The following is a 16,256-nucleotide window of genomic DNA, read 5'->3' on the forward strand; positions in this document are numbered from 1 at the left end:
ACAATGCTGTGTCCAGGGGCAGTCAAGGATGAATAGAAGTTCTAAGTTGTTTGGTGCCAGCCTGCTGGCGCTTGCAGTCAGCGGATGTGCAGTCACCAGTGAACCGATCGAACGCAGCGTCAGCCAACAGCGCGCCAGGAGCGACCTGCAAAACATGTACAAGGATCAGGAACCCCTCAGCGGTCCGCTGACCCTGCATCAAGCCATGGCCCGCGCAGTGAAGTACAACCTCGAAGGCCGGCTCAAAATCATGGAAGAGGCCCTGGCCAAGCGCCAACTCGACCTCGCCAGTTTCGACATGCTGCCGCGCATGGCGCTGGACGCCGGGTACGTCGGCCGCAACAACGTCAACGCCTCCAGCAGCCAGAGCGTACGGACCGGCACCCAGTCTCTGGAGCCATCGACCTCGCAAGACCGCGACCGTGAAGTCGCCGACCTGACCATGGTCTGGAACGTGCTCGATTTTGGCGTCAGCTACATCAGCGCCAAGCAACAGGGCGACCAGCGACTGATCGTTCAGGAGCGCCGGCGCAAGGTGATCAACACCATCGTTCAGGACGTGCGTTCGGCCTACTGGCGAGCCATGGCCGCCGAGCGCTTGCTCAAGCAGATCGACAGCCTCATGGCCCGGGTCGACACCGCGCGCGGCAACAGCCAAAGCATGAGCCAGCAGCGAATCGGCGATCCGATTCAGGCCCTGGGGTATCAACGCTCGCTGATCGAAGCCACCCGCCAACTGGAAGAACAGCGGCGTGCGCTGTCGCTGGCGAAAACCGAACTGGCGACCCTGATCAATCTGCCGCTGGGCACCGACCTGACCCTGGCGACCCAGGACGACTATGTCATTCCGGAGTTGAAAGTTGACCTCGCCAGCCTGGAACAGGAAGCCCTGACCAGTCGTCCCGAGCTGCGTGAGCAGGATTACCAAAGCCGCATCAGCGCGGCGGAAACCCGCAAAGCCATGTTGCGGCTGCTGCCGGGGCTGGAGTTCTCGGCGGGCGGGCATTACGACAGCAACTCGTTCCTGGTGGAGCAGGGCTGGGCCGACTACGGCGTGAAAGTGACCTGGAACCTGTTCAACGTGATCTCCGCTCCGGCGGCGATCAACGTCGCCAAGGCCGGCGAAGAAGTCGCTGCGGCGCGCCGCCAGGCCATGTCGATTGCGGTGCTGGCGCAGCTTTATGTGGCCAACGCCAACTACCGCGAGGCGTTGCGGCAGTTCAAGACCAATCAGCAACTGTCGGACATCGACGGGCAGATCGTTGGCCAGCTGCGCAACCGTCATCAGGCGGCCGGTCTGGGTGAACTGGACTTGATCCAGGGCGAATTGAACACTTTGCAGGCCGATTTGCGTCGCGACCTGTCGTACGCCGATCTGCGTAACGCTTACGGCCAGATCTTTGCCAGTGCGGGGCTCGATCCGCTGCCGGATCAGGTGCAATCCACCCAAGTGCAATCCATTGCCAGCGCGCTGGCCAACCGCGAAGCGGCGTGGGCGGACGGGAACATCACGACACCGGTGGCCCATGCCCCGGTCCAATAATCTGCTGGCGCCGACGGCGAGCATCAGCCGCGCACAACGGGAGGCGCGCAACGGCCATCGCGGCACGGCGATTTTACTCACCGGTTTGCCAGCGGCAGGCAAATCGACCCTGGCCCAGGCGCTGCACGCCGAGCTGTTCGGGCGCGGTGTGCAGAGCATCGTGCTCGATGGCGACGGGCTGCGGGTCGGGCTCAATCGGGATCTGGGTTTTACCGACAATGACCGTCTGCAGAACATCCGCCGCGCCAGCGAAGTCGCGGCGCTGCTGGTGGAGAACGGGCAAATCGTCATCCTGGCGATGATCGCGCCGTTGAAGGAATTGCGTGAGGTGTTCGCCCGGCGACTGGGCGAGGATTACCGCGAAGTCTGGTGCAGCGCTTCCCTCGCCGTGTGCGAGCAGCGCGACCCGAAAGGGCATTACGCCCGTGCACGACGGGGGGATTTGCCTGGGTTTACCGGCGTGTCTGCGCCCTATGAACCGCCGCGGTCCGCTTCCTTGGTGCTTGATACGGGCGTGCAATCGGTTGAGGCCTGTCTCGATCACTTGCTGACCTGGCTTGGCGGTGAGGTGTTGGGCTAGGTGCCGAGTCATGTATTGACGGCACTGAAGCAATCGCGAGCAGGCTCACTCCCACAGTGGATCTTCGGTGAACACAAGATATGTGTACGACTGAGATTCAATGTAGGAGTGAGCCTGCTCCGGGCGGCGTTCCGACGATAGCGGTGGTCAATTCACCATAAATCTACCGGCTAAACCTTGACCCGAGCCTGCATGACCTCCGACTCATCCCAATGATCCTGCACTCGCTCTACGAGCAACTGCACGCCATCGGCCATGCGGCTGAGCGCCAGGGCTACGGAGCGCCGTGTCCCGTCCACTTCGTCTGCCAGATTGGCCGCGATGGCGCTGATGGACAGCAGGTCTTCGGCGGCGTTGGCCAGCAGGGTTTCGGTGTTGACCTCGGGGGCGACGGTGAAGAGGTGGCCTTTGCGGTGCCTGGGCGGCTTTTCGGTGGTCGGGGGGAAGTAGTGGGCGAAGGCGCGGTCGGCGGCTTCTTTGAGTTTTTCGGCTTCGAGTGGATCTTCGGAGGGGGTGCCAGAGTTGTCTGGCGGATTTGGCGATACCTTGAACATATAAAACTCCCTAAACAGTAAGTTGGAACCGCCACCGTTCGTTTGCACGCGAATGGGGTGGCGGCTGAGCGCAGGTGTGCAAGACCGGGACTGTTTAGGACACCCAGCAGATCCGAGGATCTCCTGCGCGCAGCCGCCATAAAACAGCGAGCTTATAAAGGCTCATTGAGATATATGGCAATTGCGACCTAAACAGTTTCGTCGGACTTGCACGTCCGTGTCACCGTTTATTCAGTGACAAAGCCAGACTAGACCCGGCTTCGGACCGGAACAAGTTCACCAACGCCGCTACAACTTGAAGGAAATCTCCGACGCGGTTACCGGACGTTGGCGCCTGTAGGAAAGGTCAGGATTTGGACGACAAATCCGCCATGCCCTTGAGCAACTCGATCGGCAGCGGAAAGACAATCGTCGAACTCTTGTCCCCGGCAATCGAACTCAACGTCTGCATGTACCGCAGCTGCATGGCCCCCGGCTGGCGCCCGAGCATTTCGGCGGCCTGCATGAGTTTTTCCGAGGCCTGCAATTCGCCTTCGGCGTGGATCACCTTGGCCCGGCGTTCCCGTTCGGCTTCGGCCTGTTTGGCGATGGCGCGGATCATCGATTCGTTGAGGTCCACGTGCTTGATCTCGACGTTGGCAACCTTGATGCCCCACGCATCGGTCTGGGCGTCGAGCACTTGCTGGATGTCGATGTTCAACCGCTCACGCTCGGCCAGCAGCTCATCGAGTTCATGTTTACCGAGCACTGCCCGCAACGTGGTCTGGGCCAATTGGCTGGTGGCCATGAGAAAGTCTTCGACCTGAATAATCGCCTTCTGCGGATCGAGGACGCGGAAATACAACACTGCGTTGACCTTGACCGAGACGTTGTCGCGGGTGATCACGTCTTGTGGCGGCACGTCGAGGACCACCGTGCGCAAGTCGACGCGAACCATTTGCTGCACCACCGGAATCAGCAGGATCAAGCCAGGGCCTTTGACCTGCCAGAAGCGCCCGAGCTGGAAGACCACCCCGCGTTCGTATTCGCGCAGGATGCGGAAGGTCGACCCCGCCAGTGCAATCACCAATAACAGCAGCGCGACAAAACCCAGTTGCAAACCCATGGTTATTCTCCAGCCGGCGCCGCGTCAGCCGCGGCCACTTCCAGCAGTAATCCCTTGCGTGCCACCACCCGGACTTTCTGCCCCGGTTGCAGCGGCGTGGCGCTGAGCACTTGCCACTTTTCTCCTTGCAGGTGCACCCAGCCGTTATAGGCATTGCCGGCCAGCGACATCACTTGTGTCACGCTGCCCACCAGCCCTGCATCGCCACTGACGTTTTCCCGCGGTCGTGTCTTGAGGGCGCGGATCAGCAGGAAAATCAACAGCAGCGCGCTGATCAGTCCCAAACCGATCATCAACGGAACCGGCACCTCGGTGTTGGTCAGAATCACTGCCCCGATCACGAACATCACAATGCCGCCCAGGCCGATCACGCCGTAATTGGGCAGGGCCGCCTCGGCGATCAGAAACGCGATGCCGAACGTGATCAGCCAGATCCCGATGGGATTGGGTACCAGCACGACGACGGTGTCCGCTGCGAAAGCCGATCCGCATAGAGCCCACAGCAGCGCAACCGTAAAACAACGAGTGTTCACGTGACCCTCCGGGAGAGTCATTGATGGTTCTTTATACAGTCTAGCTGAGCGCTCAATTGTACGAATTTTGATCAATTGTTGACCGTGTTCCGGCGGGCAGATTTCCCGCGCGCTGGCGTCAGCGGGCCTAGACTTTTAGTGGTGAGAAAGGTTTAACCATCGTCCGCGAAACGTTGTTGCGGACACCGAGGTGCATCATGCGTATGGCAAGAACAGTGCAGGACAGCCTGGACAAGGCTCAATGCGAATTTGACGTCGTCACCCATCCGCACTCGGCCAGCAGCCTTGAAACGGCGCGGGTCGCAGGCATTCCTGCCGAGCGGGTGGCCAAATCGGTGATCCTCGACGACCACCACGGCCATTACCTGATGGCTGTGCTGCCAGCGAGCCGTCACCTGGACCTGAGCAAAGTACGCGGCAGTGGCGAATGGCAGATCACCCGGGAAAGCACCCTGGCGCATCTGTTCCAGGATTGCGAACGCGGCGCCGTGCCGGCGTTGGGCGAATCCTATGGCCTGGACATGGTCATCGACCCACTGCTGACCCGGCAAAAAGACATCTACCTGGAGGCGGGTAACCACAACAACCTGGTGCACATGAGCGTGCCGGAATTCCTGAAAATGGTGCCGCATGCTGAAGTGTGTGAGTTGAGTCAGTAGTTTTTGCGGCGTCAGTGATGACGCCTTCGCGGGCAAGCCACGCTCCCACAGGGTTCTCGCCGTTCCTGTGGGAGCGTGGCTTGCCCGCGATTGACTGCGCAGCAGTCACCCAATCATTTGCCATGAAAAAGGAGCCCACCATGGAATCCCCAATCCACAGCCTTCCCAACCTGTTCAAACAACTCGGCCTGCCCGACGACGCCGAAAGCATCGACAAATTCATCGCCACCCATTCCCCGCTCAAACCCGAATTGCACCTGGCGGATGCGTTTTTCTGGACTCAGAGCCAGGCGGAATTCCTGCGCGACGACATTCTGGATGACGCCGATTGGGCGGAGGTGGTGGATCAATTGGATGTGCTGCTGAGGAAGGGGCGGGGGGTGTAAAAACGGGTGAGCGGTAAATAATTCGAATGCAAATACAGTTTTAGAGTTTCTTCCAGGTTGCTCATAAAGCATGAATGGACCAGAATCGTGACCTGAATTGAGGTCTTAATTATGCAATATGTTCTGGCCGACCTGGCTGTCAGTGTGTCTGAGTTGAAGAAAAACCCATCTGCGGTTTTCAGCGGCGCCCATGGTGGGCCCGTTGCAGTGCTGAATCACAATCGAGTAATGGGCTACATGGTCCCGGCCGATGTTTTCGAGGCCATGATGGAACGCCTCGATGACCTTGAATTGGCAGAAATCGTTCGCTCGCGCAGGCATGAAACGCCGATCCCGGTAAATCTGGATGACCTATAAGCTCGAATTCCTGCCGTCTGCACGCAAGGAGTGGGACAAACTGGGTCATACATTGCGCGAGCAATTCAAAAAGAAACTGGCAGAGTGACTTGAACTCCCGCGAGTGCCCTCAGATTCACTCCATGGAATGCCTGACTGCTACAAAATCAAGCTGCGGTCATCGGGGTACAGGTTGGTGTATGAGGTTATTGATGAGCGTGTAGTCGTTTCCGTGGTGGCGGTAGGTAAGCGTGAGCGCAGCGCTGTTTATGATCGAGCCAAGAAACGTGGCAGCTGGGAAAGCGGACGAACGCAAGGCCCGAACGAGGGCAAACCCTGAGGCCGTTGCTATGCTTTGACTTGATGAGGTTGCGCGTTGACCTCATCAATCAAGGCTCGTGTTGGTCATGGGGATTCCAATAATGAAAAACCCTTATGCTCCCGGCTTCTGGTGCGCTATAGCGGCATTGGTGTTGCTGTCGGCCACCTATTTCTACGGCATCATGCTGGCTCACCAGATCGACACGGCGCTGGTGTTCCTCGACAGCGCCGCGGCATTGATTGCCGTGATGGCAATCGTGGTGGTGGCCTGGGCGTCGGTCCAGGGTCAGCGCATCAAGAAAAGACAGCTCGAACAAGGCAAGACCCTGGTGCTGATCTGGGACACCAAGGTTGCGCTGCGCCGTGTTGAAACGGTGTTCGATCGGTATTTCTGGGGCAGTTACTGGCAACCGGGCCGTACGTTCCAGGAAGTCATGGGCGAACTGACCGGCACACCGCTGGAAAAAAGCCTCGAAAACCTGAAAAAACAATGCCAGGCGCTGGACAAGCAAGTGGCCGAGGAGGGCTGGCACTGGCTCAATAACGCCCGTGAACTCTCCGATGTCGCCACCGCCATGGCCCGCGAACGCTATCAACTGGACTTCTGCGACCCGCGCTCGGAATCCCCCAGCGGCACGGCGGTGATCAATCGCGACTTCGAAGTGCTGGTCTATACATGGACCGCACGGCTCAAGAGTTTTGATCATCAGCTTGATGAGATTGAAACGCAGTATTCCTGATCGGTGTTGGCAGGACTGGCGCCATCGCGAGCAGGCTCGCTCCCACATGGGTTATGTGTCGATCACGACACCCTGTAGGCGCGAGCCTGCTCGCGATGGCGATTTCATATCCGCCGAAACTCTCAACCCCTGTGTACGGTCCATAGACACTCTTTCACCTTTAATCATTGGGTCGCCCGGTGCGCCTGATGCTAATCTGCACCGCACTTTTACGCAGTCGTGACCGTAACCCGTCAGGGTTCAGGGAAGACGACCACACCTCCAAACAACGGACATTGATCGGGTCATTCATGAATAAATCAGCAGGCGTGCTTCTTGGAATCGTCGTTGCCATCGGCGCAATCAGCGCCGGCGGTGCCTGGTACACCGGCACCAAACTCGAAGGTGTGCTGAACACCTCCATCGCCGACGCCAACAAAGAGCTGCAAGCTGCGCTGGTCGGTTCCAACGGCACGGCGTCGCTGGAGCTGGTGTCGCTGGAGCGCCATGTGTTCAGCAGCACCGCGCATTACCGCCTCAAGGGCGAAGGCGAGATGTTCGGTGAAGCACCGGTGGAGTTGCTGTTCGTCGATCGCATCGAACACGGCCCGCTGCCGTTTTCGCGCCTGGTGTCGCTGAAGTGGCTGCCGGTCCTGGCCACCAGTCACTACGAACTGGAAAGAACTCCGACCACCGAGAAGTGGTTCGTCGCCGCCAAGGACAAATCGCCACTCACGGGCGTGGTCAACATCGGTTACGACAATGCCACCAACGGCACCCTGCAATTGCTGCCGCTGGACGTGGCGCTTGACGACAAGTCCAACCTGAAGTTCTCCGGGCTGAACCTCGATGTCGCCGCCAGCGCTCAAGCGCAGAAGGTCAAGGCCAACGGTTACATGGACAGCCTGACACTGAGCACGGTGGCTGAAGATCAGACGCCGGTGAAGGTCGAACTGCATGGTCTGACCGTGGCCAGCAACCTGACAAAAAGCACCTACGGCTACTACACCGGCGAAAACACCGTCGAGCTGACCGACAGCAAGACCACCTTCGGCGCCAAGCAGTCGGTCTTGGGCTTCAAGAAATTTGAAATGAAAAACCAGACCGAGGAATCCGGCACCAGCGCTTCGGGCCGTGCCGATTACAAGGTCGGTGAGGTGTCCCTGAACGGCAAGGTTGTCGGGTCTGCGCAGATGGCCATGAGCCTGAAGAACCTCGACATCCCGGCAACCATGTCGCTGATGCAGATTTACCAGACCAAACTGCAACCGTACGAGAGGGCCGCCGCCGAGGCCGTGGCTGCGGGTGAACCGGCGCCAGAGCTGGTCCTGACCCCGGCCGAAGAGGCGCAGGTCAAAACCGACCTGGAGAAACTGCTGGCCGCCGGTCCGCAGGTCGCCCTGGAGAATCTGTCGTTCAACACTGCCAATGGCGAAAGCCGCGCCAATCTGGTGCTCAACCTGACCAAGCCACAATCCATGGACCTGCCGCCGGACCAGTTGACCCAACAACTGATCGCGCTGCTGGACGTCAACGTGAAAGTGTCCAAGCCAATGCTCGTTGACCTGCTGAGCGTGCAGTCACAAATCGACGGTCAGACCGACGCCAAGCTCATCGCCGATCAGGCCACCGCCACCGCCGACATGTTTGGCAGCATGGCCGTCGGTACGCAGTTGGCAAAACTGGATGGCAACAACATCGTTTCCACACTGCATTACGCCAATAATCAGGTGGAATTCAACGGCCAGAAGATGACCGTCGAAGAGTTTGTCGGGTTTGTCATGAGCAAATTCGGCGGGAATGTCGCCGTCGAGTAAACCCAGGGCTTACACACCGACGCCCGGCCTCTGCGCAACGCAGAGCCGGGCGTTTTGCTGTCTGGCTTGTGGCGAGGGAGCTTGCTCCGCTGGAGGCCGAAGGACTCCCACATCCCGTTAATTCAAGTCCCGAACCAACCGCCACGCCTCATCCACCGACAACGGCTGTTTCATCCGTTCGGCGAGCAGCGCTATTGCGCGTTCTTCATCGCATGCCACTGCGGCGACCACCAATCCGTCCTTGCCGAACAGACCGATAAAAGGGGGATGGTCAGGGTCGCCTTTGAACTCGACCTCGTCCCAGGTCGCGGCGTGCCCAAGGTAGTCGTAGTTTTTACCGAAGTGCCAGGTCCAGAAATAGGGCACGTCGAGGTAATGCTCGTCGCCGCCGAGCATGTTCATCGCCGCGATCCGTGCCTGTTGCTGTGCCAGGCGCCAATGTTCGATCCGTTGGGGCTGGCCGTTGAGCGGGAAGGTGGCGATATCGCCGGCGGCCCAAAGCCCATCGGTCACGCGCATCCCGCCGTCGACCTTCAGCGACTGGTCTTTTTCCAGAGGAAGGCCGGTAAATGCAGCGGTTGCCGGGCTGACGCCAATGCCGACCAACACCAGATCCGCCGGTAAACGTTGACCGTTGTCCAGGCGCACCGCTTCGACCCTGGCGGTGCCTTCGATGTGCGTTGCATTGCCATCCGTATGAAACACCACGCCATTGGCTTCGTGCAGGGCACGAATCGCCTTGCCGACGGCCTCGCCAAACTGTTTGGCAAAAGGCACGGCGTGGCGGGCCAGAACGGTGACGTCCAGGCCGAGTTGACGCAAGGAGGACGCGGATTCCATGGCGATGAAACTGTCGCCGATGATCACCGCTCGTTGGCCTGGTTTTGCCGAACCCAGAATCCGCTGCGCCTGATCCTTCGAACGCAGCACGAACACCTGCGGCAGCTCGGCGCCAGGCAGCGTAAGCGGGTTGGGTGTGCCACCGGTGGCGAGCAGGGCCGCGTCGTAGCTCAGGGATTGACCATCAGCCAGGCGCAACGTTTTGTTCGCCGCGTCCAGGCTCGCCACTTCGGCGTTTATTCGTTCAATACGCTGTTCGCGGTAAAAGTCTTCATCACGCAACGGCGGGACTTCTTCTGGCGGCATCTGCCCGGCAATCACGAATTTGCTCAAGACCGTACGGTCGTAACCGGCGCCGGTTTCACGGTCGATCAACAGCACCCGGCCACCGAAGCCCTTTTCGCGCAACGCCGCCGCGCACGCCGTGCCTGCTGCGCCGGCACCGATGATCACAAACGTTCGCTCGTCGTCCGCCGGAGGGGTATGAGCGTCGGACATGGGTTGATCGTCGACCCAGACCTCGTCATCGAGTATTTCCAGCCGATAGCGCTTGAGGCTGTCCAGAGACGGCGGTTCGCACAGCGCACCGTCCTCGATCCGATACGCAGCCTTGTGCCACGGGCAGATCAACCGTCCGTGGCACAGAGCGCCTTCGGCCAGCGGTGCCCCGGCATGGGGGCATTCGCCCTGAAAGGCGCGCAGATGATCGCCCACCCGCAGCAGGACAATTTTCGTGTCCGCGCTCTGGACTTCAAGGCCCCGGTTTTCGGGCACATCGGCGAAACGGGCGACGCGGTGCAGTGCCATGATCGCTCTCCAGGCAAGCGTTTCACTTAAGAGTTTGGCGCTTATCTTGAGGTTCAGCCAATTGCCGCTGCCACCGAATGAACGGTCCGGCTATAGTTTGCCCGCCGACGACGGCCCCACCCGCACAAGGTGCTCCGGTATGACCCGATTGACCTCTCTGAACCCTTGGCTGGCGGCCATTGCAGTCGCCCTTTGCGTGCAGTTTCCGGCGCAGGCCCAGGAACGTTTTACCCTGAACATCCCAGGTGTTTCCGATGACCGACTGTTCACTGTCGCCGCCGCCAGCGATGCCCCGGGTTGTGGCGGGCACAACGCGTCACCGGCACTGAATTGGAACGCCGGGCCGGCGGGCACGTTGAGTTATGCCATCGTCATGCACGATCCTGACGGCCAAAAAGGCCAAGGCGTCGATCACTGGGTGCATTACGGTATCAAAGCCACGACTCATCAGATTGTCGCTGGTGTTGGCGCAAAATCCGCCCTTGAAGGCGTCGGTGGTACCAACAGCAAAGGCACCACCGGTTATGTCGGCCCTTGCCCGCCGGTCGGCGACAGCGCGCACCACTACATCATCCAGCTCTACGCCCTGGACCTGGCGCCGCAAGCCCTGCCCGCCGGCCTGACGCGCGCGCAGCTACTGGAAAAAATCAAAGGCCATGTGCTGAAAAACAGCAGTGTGGTGCGGCGTTATCACCGCTGAAATTAATTTTCGGCCGGTTTAACCCGAACCTGAAAAGGGGCTCGTCTCAGAGGATGAATGGATCAATTTCCACCTGAGGTCAGCCCCCATGTCCCTCCCTCTGCATTTCCTCCGACCCGCCGCCCAGGGTTTCGCCGCCGGGTTGCTGCTGGCCATCGCCGGTTGCGGCGTTTCATCCAAGCCTGATTCCGCCTCGGCTGCGCCGCCGGCTAAGGGCGCGCTATCGGCTGAAACACTGGTGCGCAGCGAGGCTGTCATGGCCGACACCTCGATGGCCAAACGCAGCGTTCGCCCGGCACCAAGCTATGCGCCGCTGCCCGCGAGCGAGGCGTATCCGCAGGGCTATCAGGATGAGCAGCGGGAGCAGTATCAAACGCTGGCGGATAACCCGATTCACAGCGTGGCCGAAGCGCCCGTCTCGACCTTCAGCGCCGACGTCGACACTGGCGCCTACGCCAACGTCCGCCGCTTGCTCAATCAGGGGCGCCTGCCACCGGAGGGTGCGGTGCGACTGGAGGAGATGGTCAATTACTTTCCCTACGATTACGCATTGCCCAGCGATGGCTCGCCCTTCGGCGTGACCACAGAGCTGGCGCCGTCACGGTGGAACCCGCATACCCGATTGCTGCGCATCGGCATCAAGGCCTCGGACCGTGCGGTTGCGCAACTGGTCCCGGCGAACCTGGTGTTTCTGGTGGACGTGTCCGGCTCGATGGACCGACGCGAGGGTTTACCGCTGGTCAAAAGCACCCTGAAATTGCTGGTCGATCAATTGCGCGAGCAGGACCGGGTTTCATTGGTCGTCTATGCCGGCGATTCGCGTGTAGTGCTGGAGCCAACGTCTGGACGCGAAAAAGCGAAAATTCGTACAGCCATCGAGCAATTAACCGCGGGTGGATCAACTGCCGGGGCGTCAGGCATCGAACTGGCCTATCAGATGGCGCAGCAGGCGTTTATTCCCAAGGGCATCAACCGCATCCTGCTGGCCACTGACGGTGACTTTAACGTCGGCATCAGCGACTTCGACAGCCTCAAGCAAATGGCTGTGGATAAACGCAAGACCGGCGTTTCCCTGACCACATTGGGTTTTGGTGTGGATAACTACAATGAACACCTGATGGAGCAGTTGGCCGATGCCGGCGACGGTAACTATGCCTACATCGACAACCTGCGCGAGGCACGCAAGGTGCTGGTGGATCAACTCGGCTCGACCCTCGCGGTCGTGGCGAAAAACGTGAAGCTGCAAGTGGAGTTCAACCCGGCGCAGGTCAGTGAATATCGGCTGTTGGGGTATGAGAATCGCGCATTGAAGCGTGAGGATTTCAGCAACGACAAGGTCGATGCCGGTGAAATCGGCGCAGGACATACGGTGACCGCGTTGTATGAAATTGTGCCCAAGGGCGAGAAGGGCTGGCTGGAGCCGCTGCGCTATGGCAAGCCTGGGGCCGCTGTTTCTGAAACGACTGGGGAATTGGCGATGTTGCGCGTGCGATATCAGTTGCCCGAAGGTGGGAACAGTCGCTTGATCGAGCGGCCGATCACTGACAGTGCTGCGCCAACCAGTGAGGACCTGCGATTTGCCGCGGCCGTGGCGGCGTTTTCCCAGCAGCTCAAGGACGGGCGTTATACCGGTGATTTCAGCCTGAAGGACACCGAGGCGTTGGCGCGTGGTGCGCGGGGCGAGGATCGATTCGGTCTGCGCGCTGAGTTCGTGCAATTGGTGGAGTTGGCGCAAAGTCTGCGAACCACGACCGCATCGAACAGTGAGCCGCTTAAAGGAGGCTACAACTGAAATGTCAGCGCCTGAATCGAGCGACGAATCGCTGCTGGCCCGCTATCGCGCAGGCGACGGGCCGGCGTTCGAGATTTTGTACGCCCGCCACCGCCAAGGACTCTACCGATTCCTGCTCGGCCTGAGCGGCAAGTCCGAACTGGCGGAAGAGGTTTACCAGGACACCTGGCTTAGCCTGATCCGCAGCACCAGTCAGCCACAAGGCCGGGCGAATTTTCGTACCTGGCTTTACCAGATTGCCCGCAATCGACTGATCGATCACTGGCGCAAACACGGAATCCACAACCCCTTGCACGACAGCTATGACGAACAGATCCACGCCCTGAGCGATGACGCTGCCGATCCCGAACAACTGCTGAGCCTGAGCCGCGACAGCCAGCGCCTCGAAGCGGCCCTGCAAAACCTGCCCGCTGACCAGCGCGAAGTGTTCCTGCTGCGCGCCCACGGCGATCTCGACCTGCCGCAGATCGCGACCCTCACCGAAACACCGCTGGAAACCGTCAAAAGCCGCTTGCGCTACGCCCAGCAAAAACTGCGTCGGCTGCTGGCCGAGGAGGTACTGACATGACTGACGCCCGTCCTACGCCAGAAGATCAAGTGTTGAAGCACTATCGTGAACACACGACCGGCGAACCGCCGGCCCATCTCGACGCGTTCCTCCTGGCTACCGCACAGCGCGAAGTCCCGGTGCAGAAACCAGGCCTGTGGAAACGCTGGGTCCAGGCCTGCCAGAAACCCCGTTGGCAAGTTGCATTTGCCAGCCTTGTCGGTGTGGCCCTGATGCTTGCACTGGTGCAACGCACGGAGGAGCAACTGCCGAGTTACGACTTCGCGCCTGCACCTAAGGCGCCTGCACCGGCCGCCAAAAAAGAAGCATCGTCATCGGTTGCGCGTTCCATGGCTGCCCCGACCGGCGCCTTGTCCGCCCCCGCGCCTGCGGCGCCAATGGCCGATCTTGCCGCCCCAGCGCAGAGCGAATCGATCAACGCTGAAATGGCCGATGAAGCGAAGGTCAGCAAACGCTCGGCGATAGCTCCGGCCACGTTTATCGACGATCAATTAAGGGAAGTGATCCGCCTGCAAAAGGCTGGTCAGGCTCAAGCGGCCGCTGACCTGATGGCGACCTTGCACAAACGCTTTCCCAAGGAAAATCTCACCGCCAGACTCAAGGAATTGCAGAAGGAATGAGGGGAACAGCGGTCGGCAAATTTGGCATCGACACCCGAAAGCGCGCACTATCGGCCCATAGCCGATGCGTTGGAGGAAGCCATGGCAAAAAAAATCGACCGCATCGCCCAAATGCTCAACTGCCCGGAGAAGGGTGAGGAATTACGGCGCGCGGTGACTGAGAGTCGTAAGGAGTTTCTGCTGGCGAAGCAGGCAGAAGAAGCGTTTGAGGAAGACGTTCTTGATGATGAAGTGGTCGAGGATGAAGAAGACGATGATGAGTACGACGAGTTCGACTGGACGACTGAATGAAAAAACCGCTTCGGCGGTTTTTTTCAGACGCAGTTGTTCGGTTAAACCGAACAACTGCATCCAGCGCCCGTCCAGAGGCTTTAACGACGCCCACAAAAAAGCCCCAGACCCTGCGGTCTGAGGCTTTCTCGTTTCTACGTATGGTGCACCAGGCGGGATTCGAACCCACGACCACTGCCTTCGGAGGGCAGTACTCTATCCAGCTGAGCTACTGGTGCAATGCGGGCGCCATGATACTCATATGCACTGCGGGCGTCCATGCTGCTGAATCGCCTGCGGTTTTCCAAAGCGTAACCTGTGTTTGCTACGTTGATCAGAAAAATTAGGCAAATGCGGCGTTTTCGTTCTTTTTTTCGAACGCCCTATTGTCCTTTCCCAGCATTGATCCTAGGATTCGTTCGAGATATCAAACGCTCTTGTCTGGGTGCTGAACCGCACGAGTTTCAATCAGTGCGCTATTTATGTGCTTCAGCCCGGTGAATGATTTCCCTGACGGCAGCCTTTAAGGCGCCTTTCTACAATCATAATTCGCTCCGCGCTTGCCGCGGTGCTGTTAAGGAAAGCCGACATGCAGCTTAAAGACACCCAGTTGTTCCGCCAGCAAGCCTTTATCGATGGCGCTTGGGTTGATGCGGACAATGGTCAGACGATCAAGGTCAACAACCCGGCAACGGGCGAAATTCTGGGCACCGTGCCGAAAATGGGCGCTGCCGAAACCCGCCGTGCAATCGAAGCCGCTGACAAAGCGCTGCCGGCCTGGCGTGCACTGACCGCCAAGGACCGCGCCAACAAGCTGCGTCGCTGGTTCGAACTGATCATCGAGAACCAGGACGACCTGGCTCGCCTGATGACCCATGAACAAGGCAAGCCATTGGCCGAAGCCAAGGGCGAAATCGTTTACGCCGCTTCCTTTATCGAGTGGTTCGCCGAAGAAGCCAAGCGCATCTACGGGGATGTGATTCCGGGTCACCAGCCTGACAAGCGCCTGATCGTGATCAAGCAGCCAATCGGCGTGACCGCTGCAATCACCCCGTGGAACTTCCCCGCCGCGATGATCACCCGTAAAGCCGGCCCGGCCCTGGCCGCCGGTTGCACCATGGTGCTCAAACCTGCTTCGCAAACCCCGTTTTCCGCATTCGCCCTGGCCGAACTGGCCCAACGTGCCGGCATTCCTGCCGGTGTGTTCAGCGTGGTGACTGGCAGTGCCGGCGACATCGGCAGCGAGCTGACCAGCAACCCGATCGTGCGCAAACTGTCCTTCACCGGCTCGACCGAAATCGGTCGTCAGCTGATGGCTGAATGCGCCAAGGACATCAAGAAAGTGTCCCTGGAACTGGGCGGCAATGCGCCGTTCATCGTGTTCGACGACGCAGACCTGGATAAGGCCGTCGAAGGCGCGATCATTTCCAAGTACCGCAACAACGGCCAGACCTGCGTCTGCGCCAACCGTCTGTACATTCAGGATTCGGTCTACGACGCGTTCGCCGAAAAACTGAAAGTGGCCGTGGCCAAACTCAAGATCGGTAACGGTCTGGATGACGGCACCACCACTGGCCCGCTGATCGACGGAAAAGCCGTGGCCAAGGTTCAAGAGCACATTGCTGACGCGATCAGCAAAGGCGCAACCGTTCTGGCCGGTGGCAAGGTCATGGAAGGCAACTTCTTCGAGCCGACCATCCTGACCAACGTGCCGAACAACGCTGCCGTGGCCAAGGAAGAAACCTTCGGTCCATTGGCGCCACTGTTCCGCTTCAAAGACGAAGCCGACGTGATCGCGATGTCCAACGATACCGAGTTCGGTCTGGCTTCGTACTTCTATGCTCGCGACCTGGGTCGTGTGTTCCGTGTGGCTGAAGCCCTGGAATACGGCATGGTCGGCGTCAACACCGGGTTGATCTCCAACGAAGTCGCGCCGTTCGGCGGCATCAAGGCGTCGGGCCTGGGTCGTGAAGGCTCCAAGTACGGCATCGAAGATTACCTGGAAATCAAATACCTCTGCCTGGGCATCTAAGCTCGAAGGGATAAGCCCGGCAAGGCATTGCTTCAAACGCAAAGGGCACGAGAGCGCTGTCCCTTTGCGTGCTT

The 16,256-nt window shown here is 59.6% G+C and carries 17 protein-coding genes, 1 tRNA gene and 1 pseudogene; 14 read left to right on the top strand and 5 right to left on the bottom strand.

Annotated features, from left to right (window positions below; all coding sequences use genetic code 11):
- Positions 1 to 28: 28 nt before the first annotated feature.
- A complete protein-coding gene (locus ACQ4OB_RS06015; RefSeq protein ID WP_430955285.1) occupies positions 29 to 1,543 on the top strand; it encodes a TolC family protein in 1,515 nt (504 codons plus the stop codon).
- A complete protein-coding gene (cysC, locus tag ACQ4OB_RS06020) occupies positions 1,527 to 2,123 on the top strand; it encodes an adenylyl-sulfate kinase (protein WP_430955286.1) in 597 nt (198 codons plus the stop codon). The genes ACQ4OB_RS06015 and cysC overlap by 17 nt, the downstream gene beginning before the upstream one ends.
- A 170-nt stretch (positions 2,124 to 2,293) precedes the next feature.
- Here cysC and ACQ4OB_RS06025 read toward each other — a convergent pair whose 3' ends face one another.
- The 3 genes from ACQ4OB_RS06025 to ACQ4OB_RS06035 all read right to left on the bottom strand — a co-directional run bounded on the left by ACQ4OB_RS06025 (position 2,294) and on the right by ACQ4OB_RS06035 (position 4,315).
- Positions 2,294 to 2,677 (bottom strand): DUF6124 family protein, encoded by a 384-nt coding sequence (locus ACQ4OB_RS06025; protein WP_102616237.1) that lies wholly within the window; start codon positions 2,675 to 2,677, stop codon positions 2,294 to 2,296.
- A gap of 346 nt (positions 2,678 to 3,023) precedes the next feature.
- On the bottom strand, positions 3,024 to 3,782 hold the full coding sequence (locus ACQ4OB_RS06030) for a slipin family protein (RefSeq protein ID WP_430955287.1): 759 nt from the start codon (positions 3,780 to 3,782) through the stop codon (positions 3,024 to 3,026).
- 2 nt (positions 3,783 to 3,784) lie between these two features.
- Positions 3,785 to 4,315 (bottom strand): NfeD family protein, encoded by a 531-nt coding sequence (locus ACQ4OB_RS06035; RefSeq protein ID WP_074880437.1) that lies wholly within the window; start codon positions 4,313 to 4,315, stop codon positions 3,785 to 3,787.
- A 197-nt stretch (positions 4,316 to 4,512) separates the two neighbouring features.
- Here ACQ4OB_RS06035 and ACQ4OB_RS06040 point away from each other — a divergent pair, with 197 nt between their 5' ends.
- The 6 genes and pseudogenes from ACQ4OB_RS06040 (at position 4,513) to ACQ4OB_RS06065 (ending at position 8,553) form a co-directional block, all read left to right on the top strand.
- Entirely contained in the window at positions 4,513 to 4,974 is a 462-nt protein-coding gene (locus ACQ4OB_RS06040) for an aminoacyl-tRNA deacylase (RefSeq protein WP_008148137.1), read from the top strand.
- Positions 4,975 to 5,114: 140 nt separating this feature from the next.
- The gene (locus tag ACQ4OB_RS06045) at positions 5,115 to 5,360 is read left to right on the top strand and encodes a DUF2789 domain-containing protein (RefSeq protein WP_074872451.1); all 246 of its coding nucleotides are present in this window, start codon (positions 5,115 to 5,117) and stop codon (positions 5,358 to 5,360) included.
- 111 nt (positions 5,361 to 5,471) lie between these two features.
- Positions 5,472 to 5,717, top strand: coding sequence for a type II toxin-antitoxin system Phd/YefM family antitoxin (locus ACQ4OB_RS06050; RefSeq protein WP_074872453.1), 246 nt, complete (start codon positions 5,472 to 5,474; stop codon positions 5,715 to 5,717).
- Positions 5,707 to 6,036, top strand: a pseudogene (locus ACQ4OB_RS06055) (type II toxin-antitoxin system RelE family toxin). The gene ACQ4OB_RS06050 and the pseudogene ACQ4OB_RS06055 overlap by 11 nt, the downstream one beginning before the upstream one ends.
- Positions 6,037 to 6,118: 82 nt before the next feature.
- Complete coding sequence (locus ACQ4OB_RS06060) at positions 6,119 to 6,757, top strand: NADH:ubiquinone oxidoreductase subunit N (RefSeq protein WP_074872455.1); 639 nt, start codon at positions 6,119 to 6,121, stop codon at positions 6,755 to 6,757.
- 290 nt (positions 6,758 to 7,047) lie between these two features.
- Positions 7,048 to 8,553, top strand: a complete 1,506-nt coding sequence (locus ACQ4OB_RS06065; protein WP_430955288.1) for a YdgA family protein — start codon at positions 7,048 to 7,050, stop codon at positions 8,551 to 8,553.
- Positions 8,554 to 8,670: 117 nt separating this feature from the next.
- Here ACQ4OB_RS06065 and ACQ4OB_RS06070 read toward each other — a convergent pair whose 3' ends face one another.
- Positions 8,671 to 10,200: an apoptosis inducing factor family protein gene (locus ACQ4OB_RS06070; RefSeq protein WP_074872460.1), complete on the bottom strand. Its 1,530-nt coding sequence runs from the start codon at positions 10,198 to 10,200 to the stop codon at positions 8,671 to 8,673.
- Between the two features lie 139 nt (positions 10,201 to 10,339).
- Between ACQ4OB_RS06070 and ACQ4OB_RS06075 the strand changes: the two genes are divergently transcribed.
- From ACQ4OB_RS06075 to ACQ4OB_RS06095, 5 genes are all read left to right on the top strand, one after another.
- On the top strand, positions 10,340 to 10,900 hold the full coding sequence (locus ACQ4OB_RS06075) for a YbhB/YbcL family Raf kinase inhibitor-like protein (RefSeq protein ID WP_102616234.1): 561 nt from the start codon (positions 10,340 to 10,342) through the stop codon (positions 10,898 to 10,900).
- An 88-nt stretch (positions 10,901 to 10,988) separates the two neighbouring features.
- Positions 10,989 to 12,692, top strand: coding sequence for a vWA domain-containing protein (locus tag ACQ4OB_RS06080; RefSeq protein WP_430955289.1), 1,704 nt, complete (start codon positions 10,989 to 10,991; stop codon positions 12,690 to 12,692).
- Between the two features lies 1 nt (position 12,693).
- Positions 12,694 to 13,260 carry an RNA polymerase sigma factor gene (locus ACQ4OB_RS06085; RefSeq protein WP_074872463.1) on the top strand — a complete coding sequence of 189 codons (567 nt, stop codon included), beginning with the start codon at positions 12,694 to 12,696 and terminating at the stop codon, positions 13,258 to 13,260.
- The gene (locus ACQ4OB_RS06090) at positions 13,257 to 13,880 is read left to right on the top strand and encodes a hypothetical protein (RefSeq protein WP_430955290.1); all 624 of its coding nucleotides are present in this window, start codon (positions 13,257 to 13,259) and stop codon (positions 13,878 to 13,880) included. Before ACQ4OB_RS06085 ends, ACQ4OB_RS06090 begins: the two co-directional genes overlap by 4 nt.
- 21 nt (positions 13,881 to 13,901) lie before the next feature.
- The gene (locus ACQ4OB_RS06095) at positions 13,902 to 14,171 is read left to right on the top strand and encodes a hypothetical protein (protein ID WP_232252221.1); all 270 of its coding nucleotides are present in this window, start codon (positions 13,902 to 13,904) and stop codon (positions 14,169 to 14,171) included.
- A gap of 141 nt (positions 14,172 to 14,312) precedes the next feature.
- Here ACQ4OB_RS06095 and ACQ4OB_RS06100 read toward each other — a convergent pair.
- A tRNA-Arg gene (locus tag ACQ4OB_RS06100) sits at positions 14,313 to 14,389 on the bottom strand.
- 350 nt (positions 14,390 to 14,739) lie between these two features.
- Between ACQ4OB_RS06100 and gabD the strand changes: the two genes are divergently transcribed.
- A complete protein-coding gene (gene gabD / locus ACQ4OB_RS06105; protein WP_430955291.1) occupies positions 14,740 to 16,182 on the top strand; it encodes an NADP-dependent succinate-semialdehyde dehydrogenase in 1,443 nt (480 codons plus the stop codon).
- The last annotated feature ends 74 nt before the right edge of the window (positions 16,183 to 16,256 follow it).

It is taken from the genome of Pseudomonas sp. ES4 (assembly GCF_050586665.1).
Taxonomy (GTDB): Bacteria; Pseudomonadota; Gammaproteobacteria; order Pseudomonadales; family Pseudomonadaceae; genus Aquipseudomonas; species Aquipseudomonas frederiksbergensis.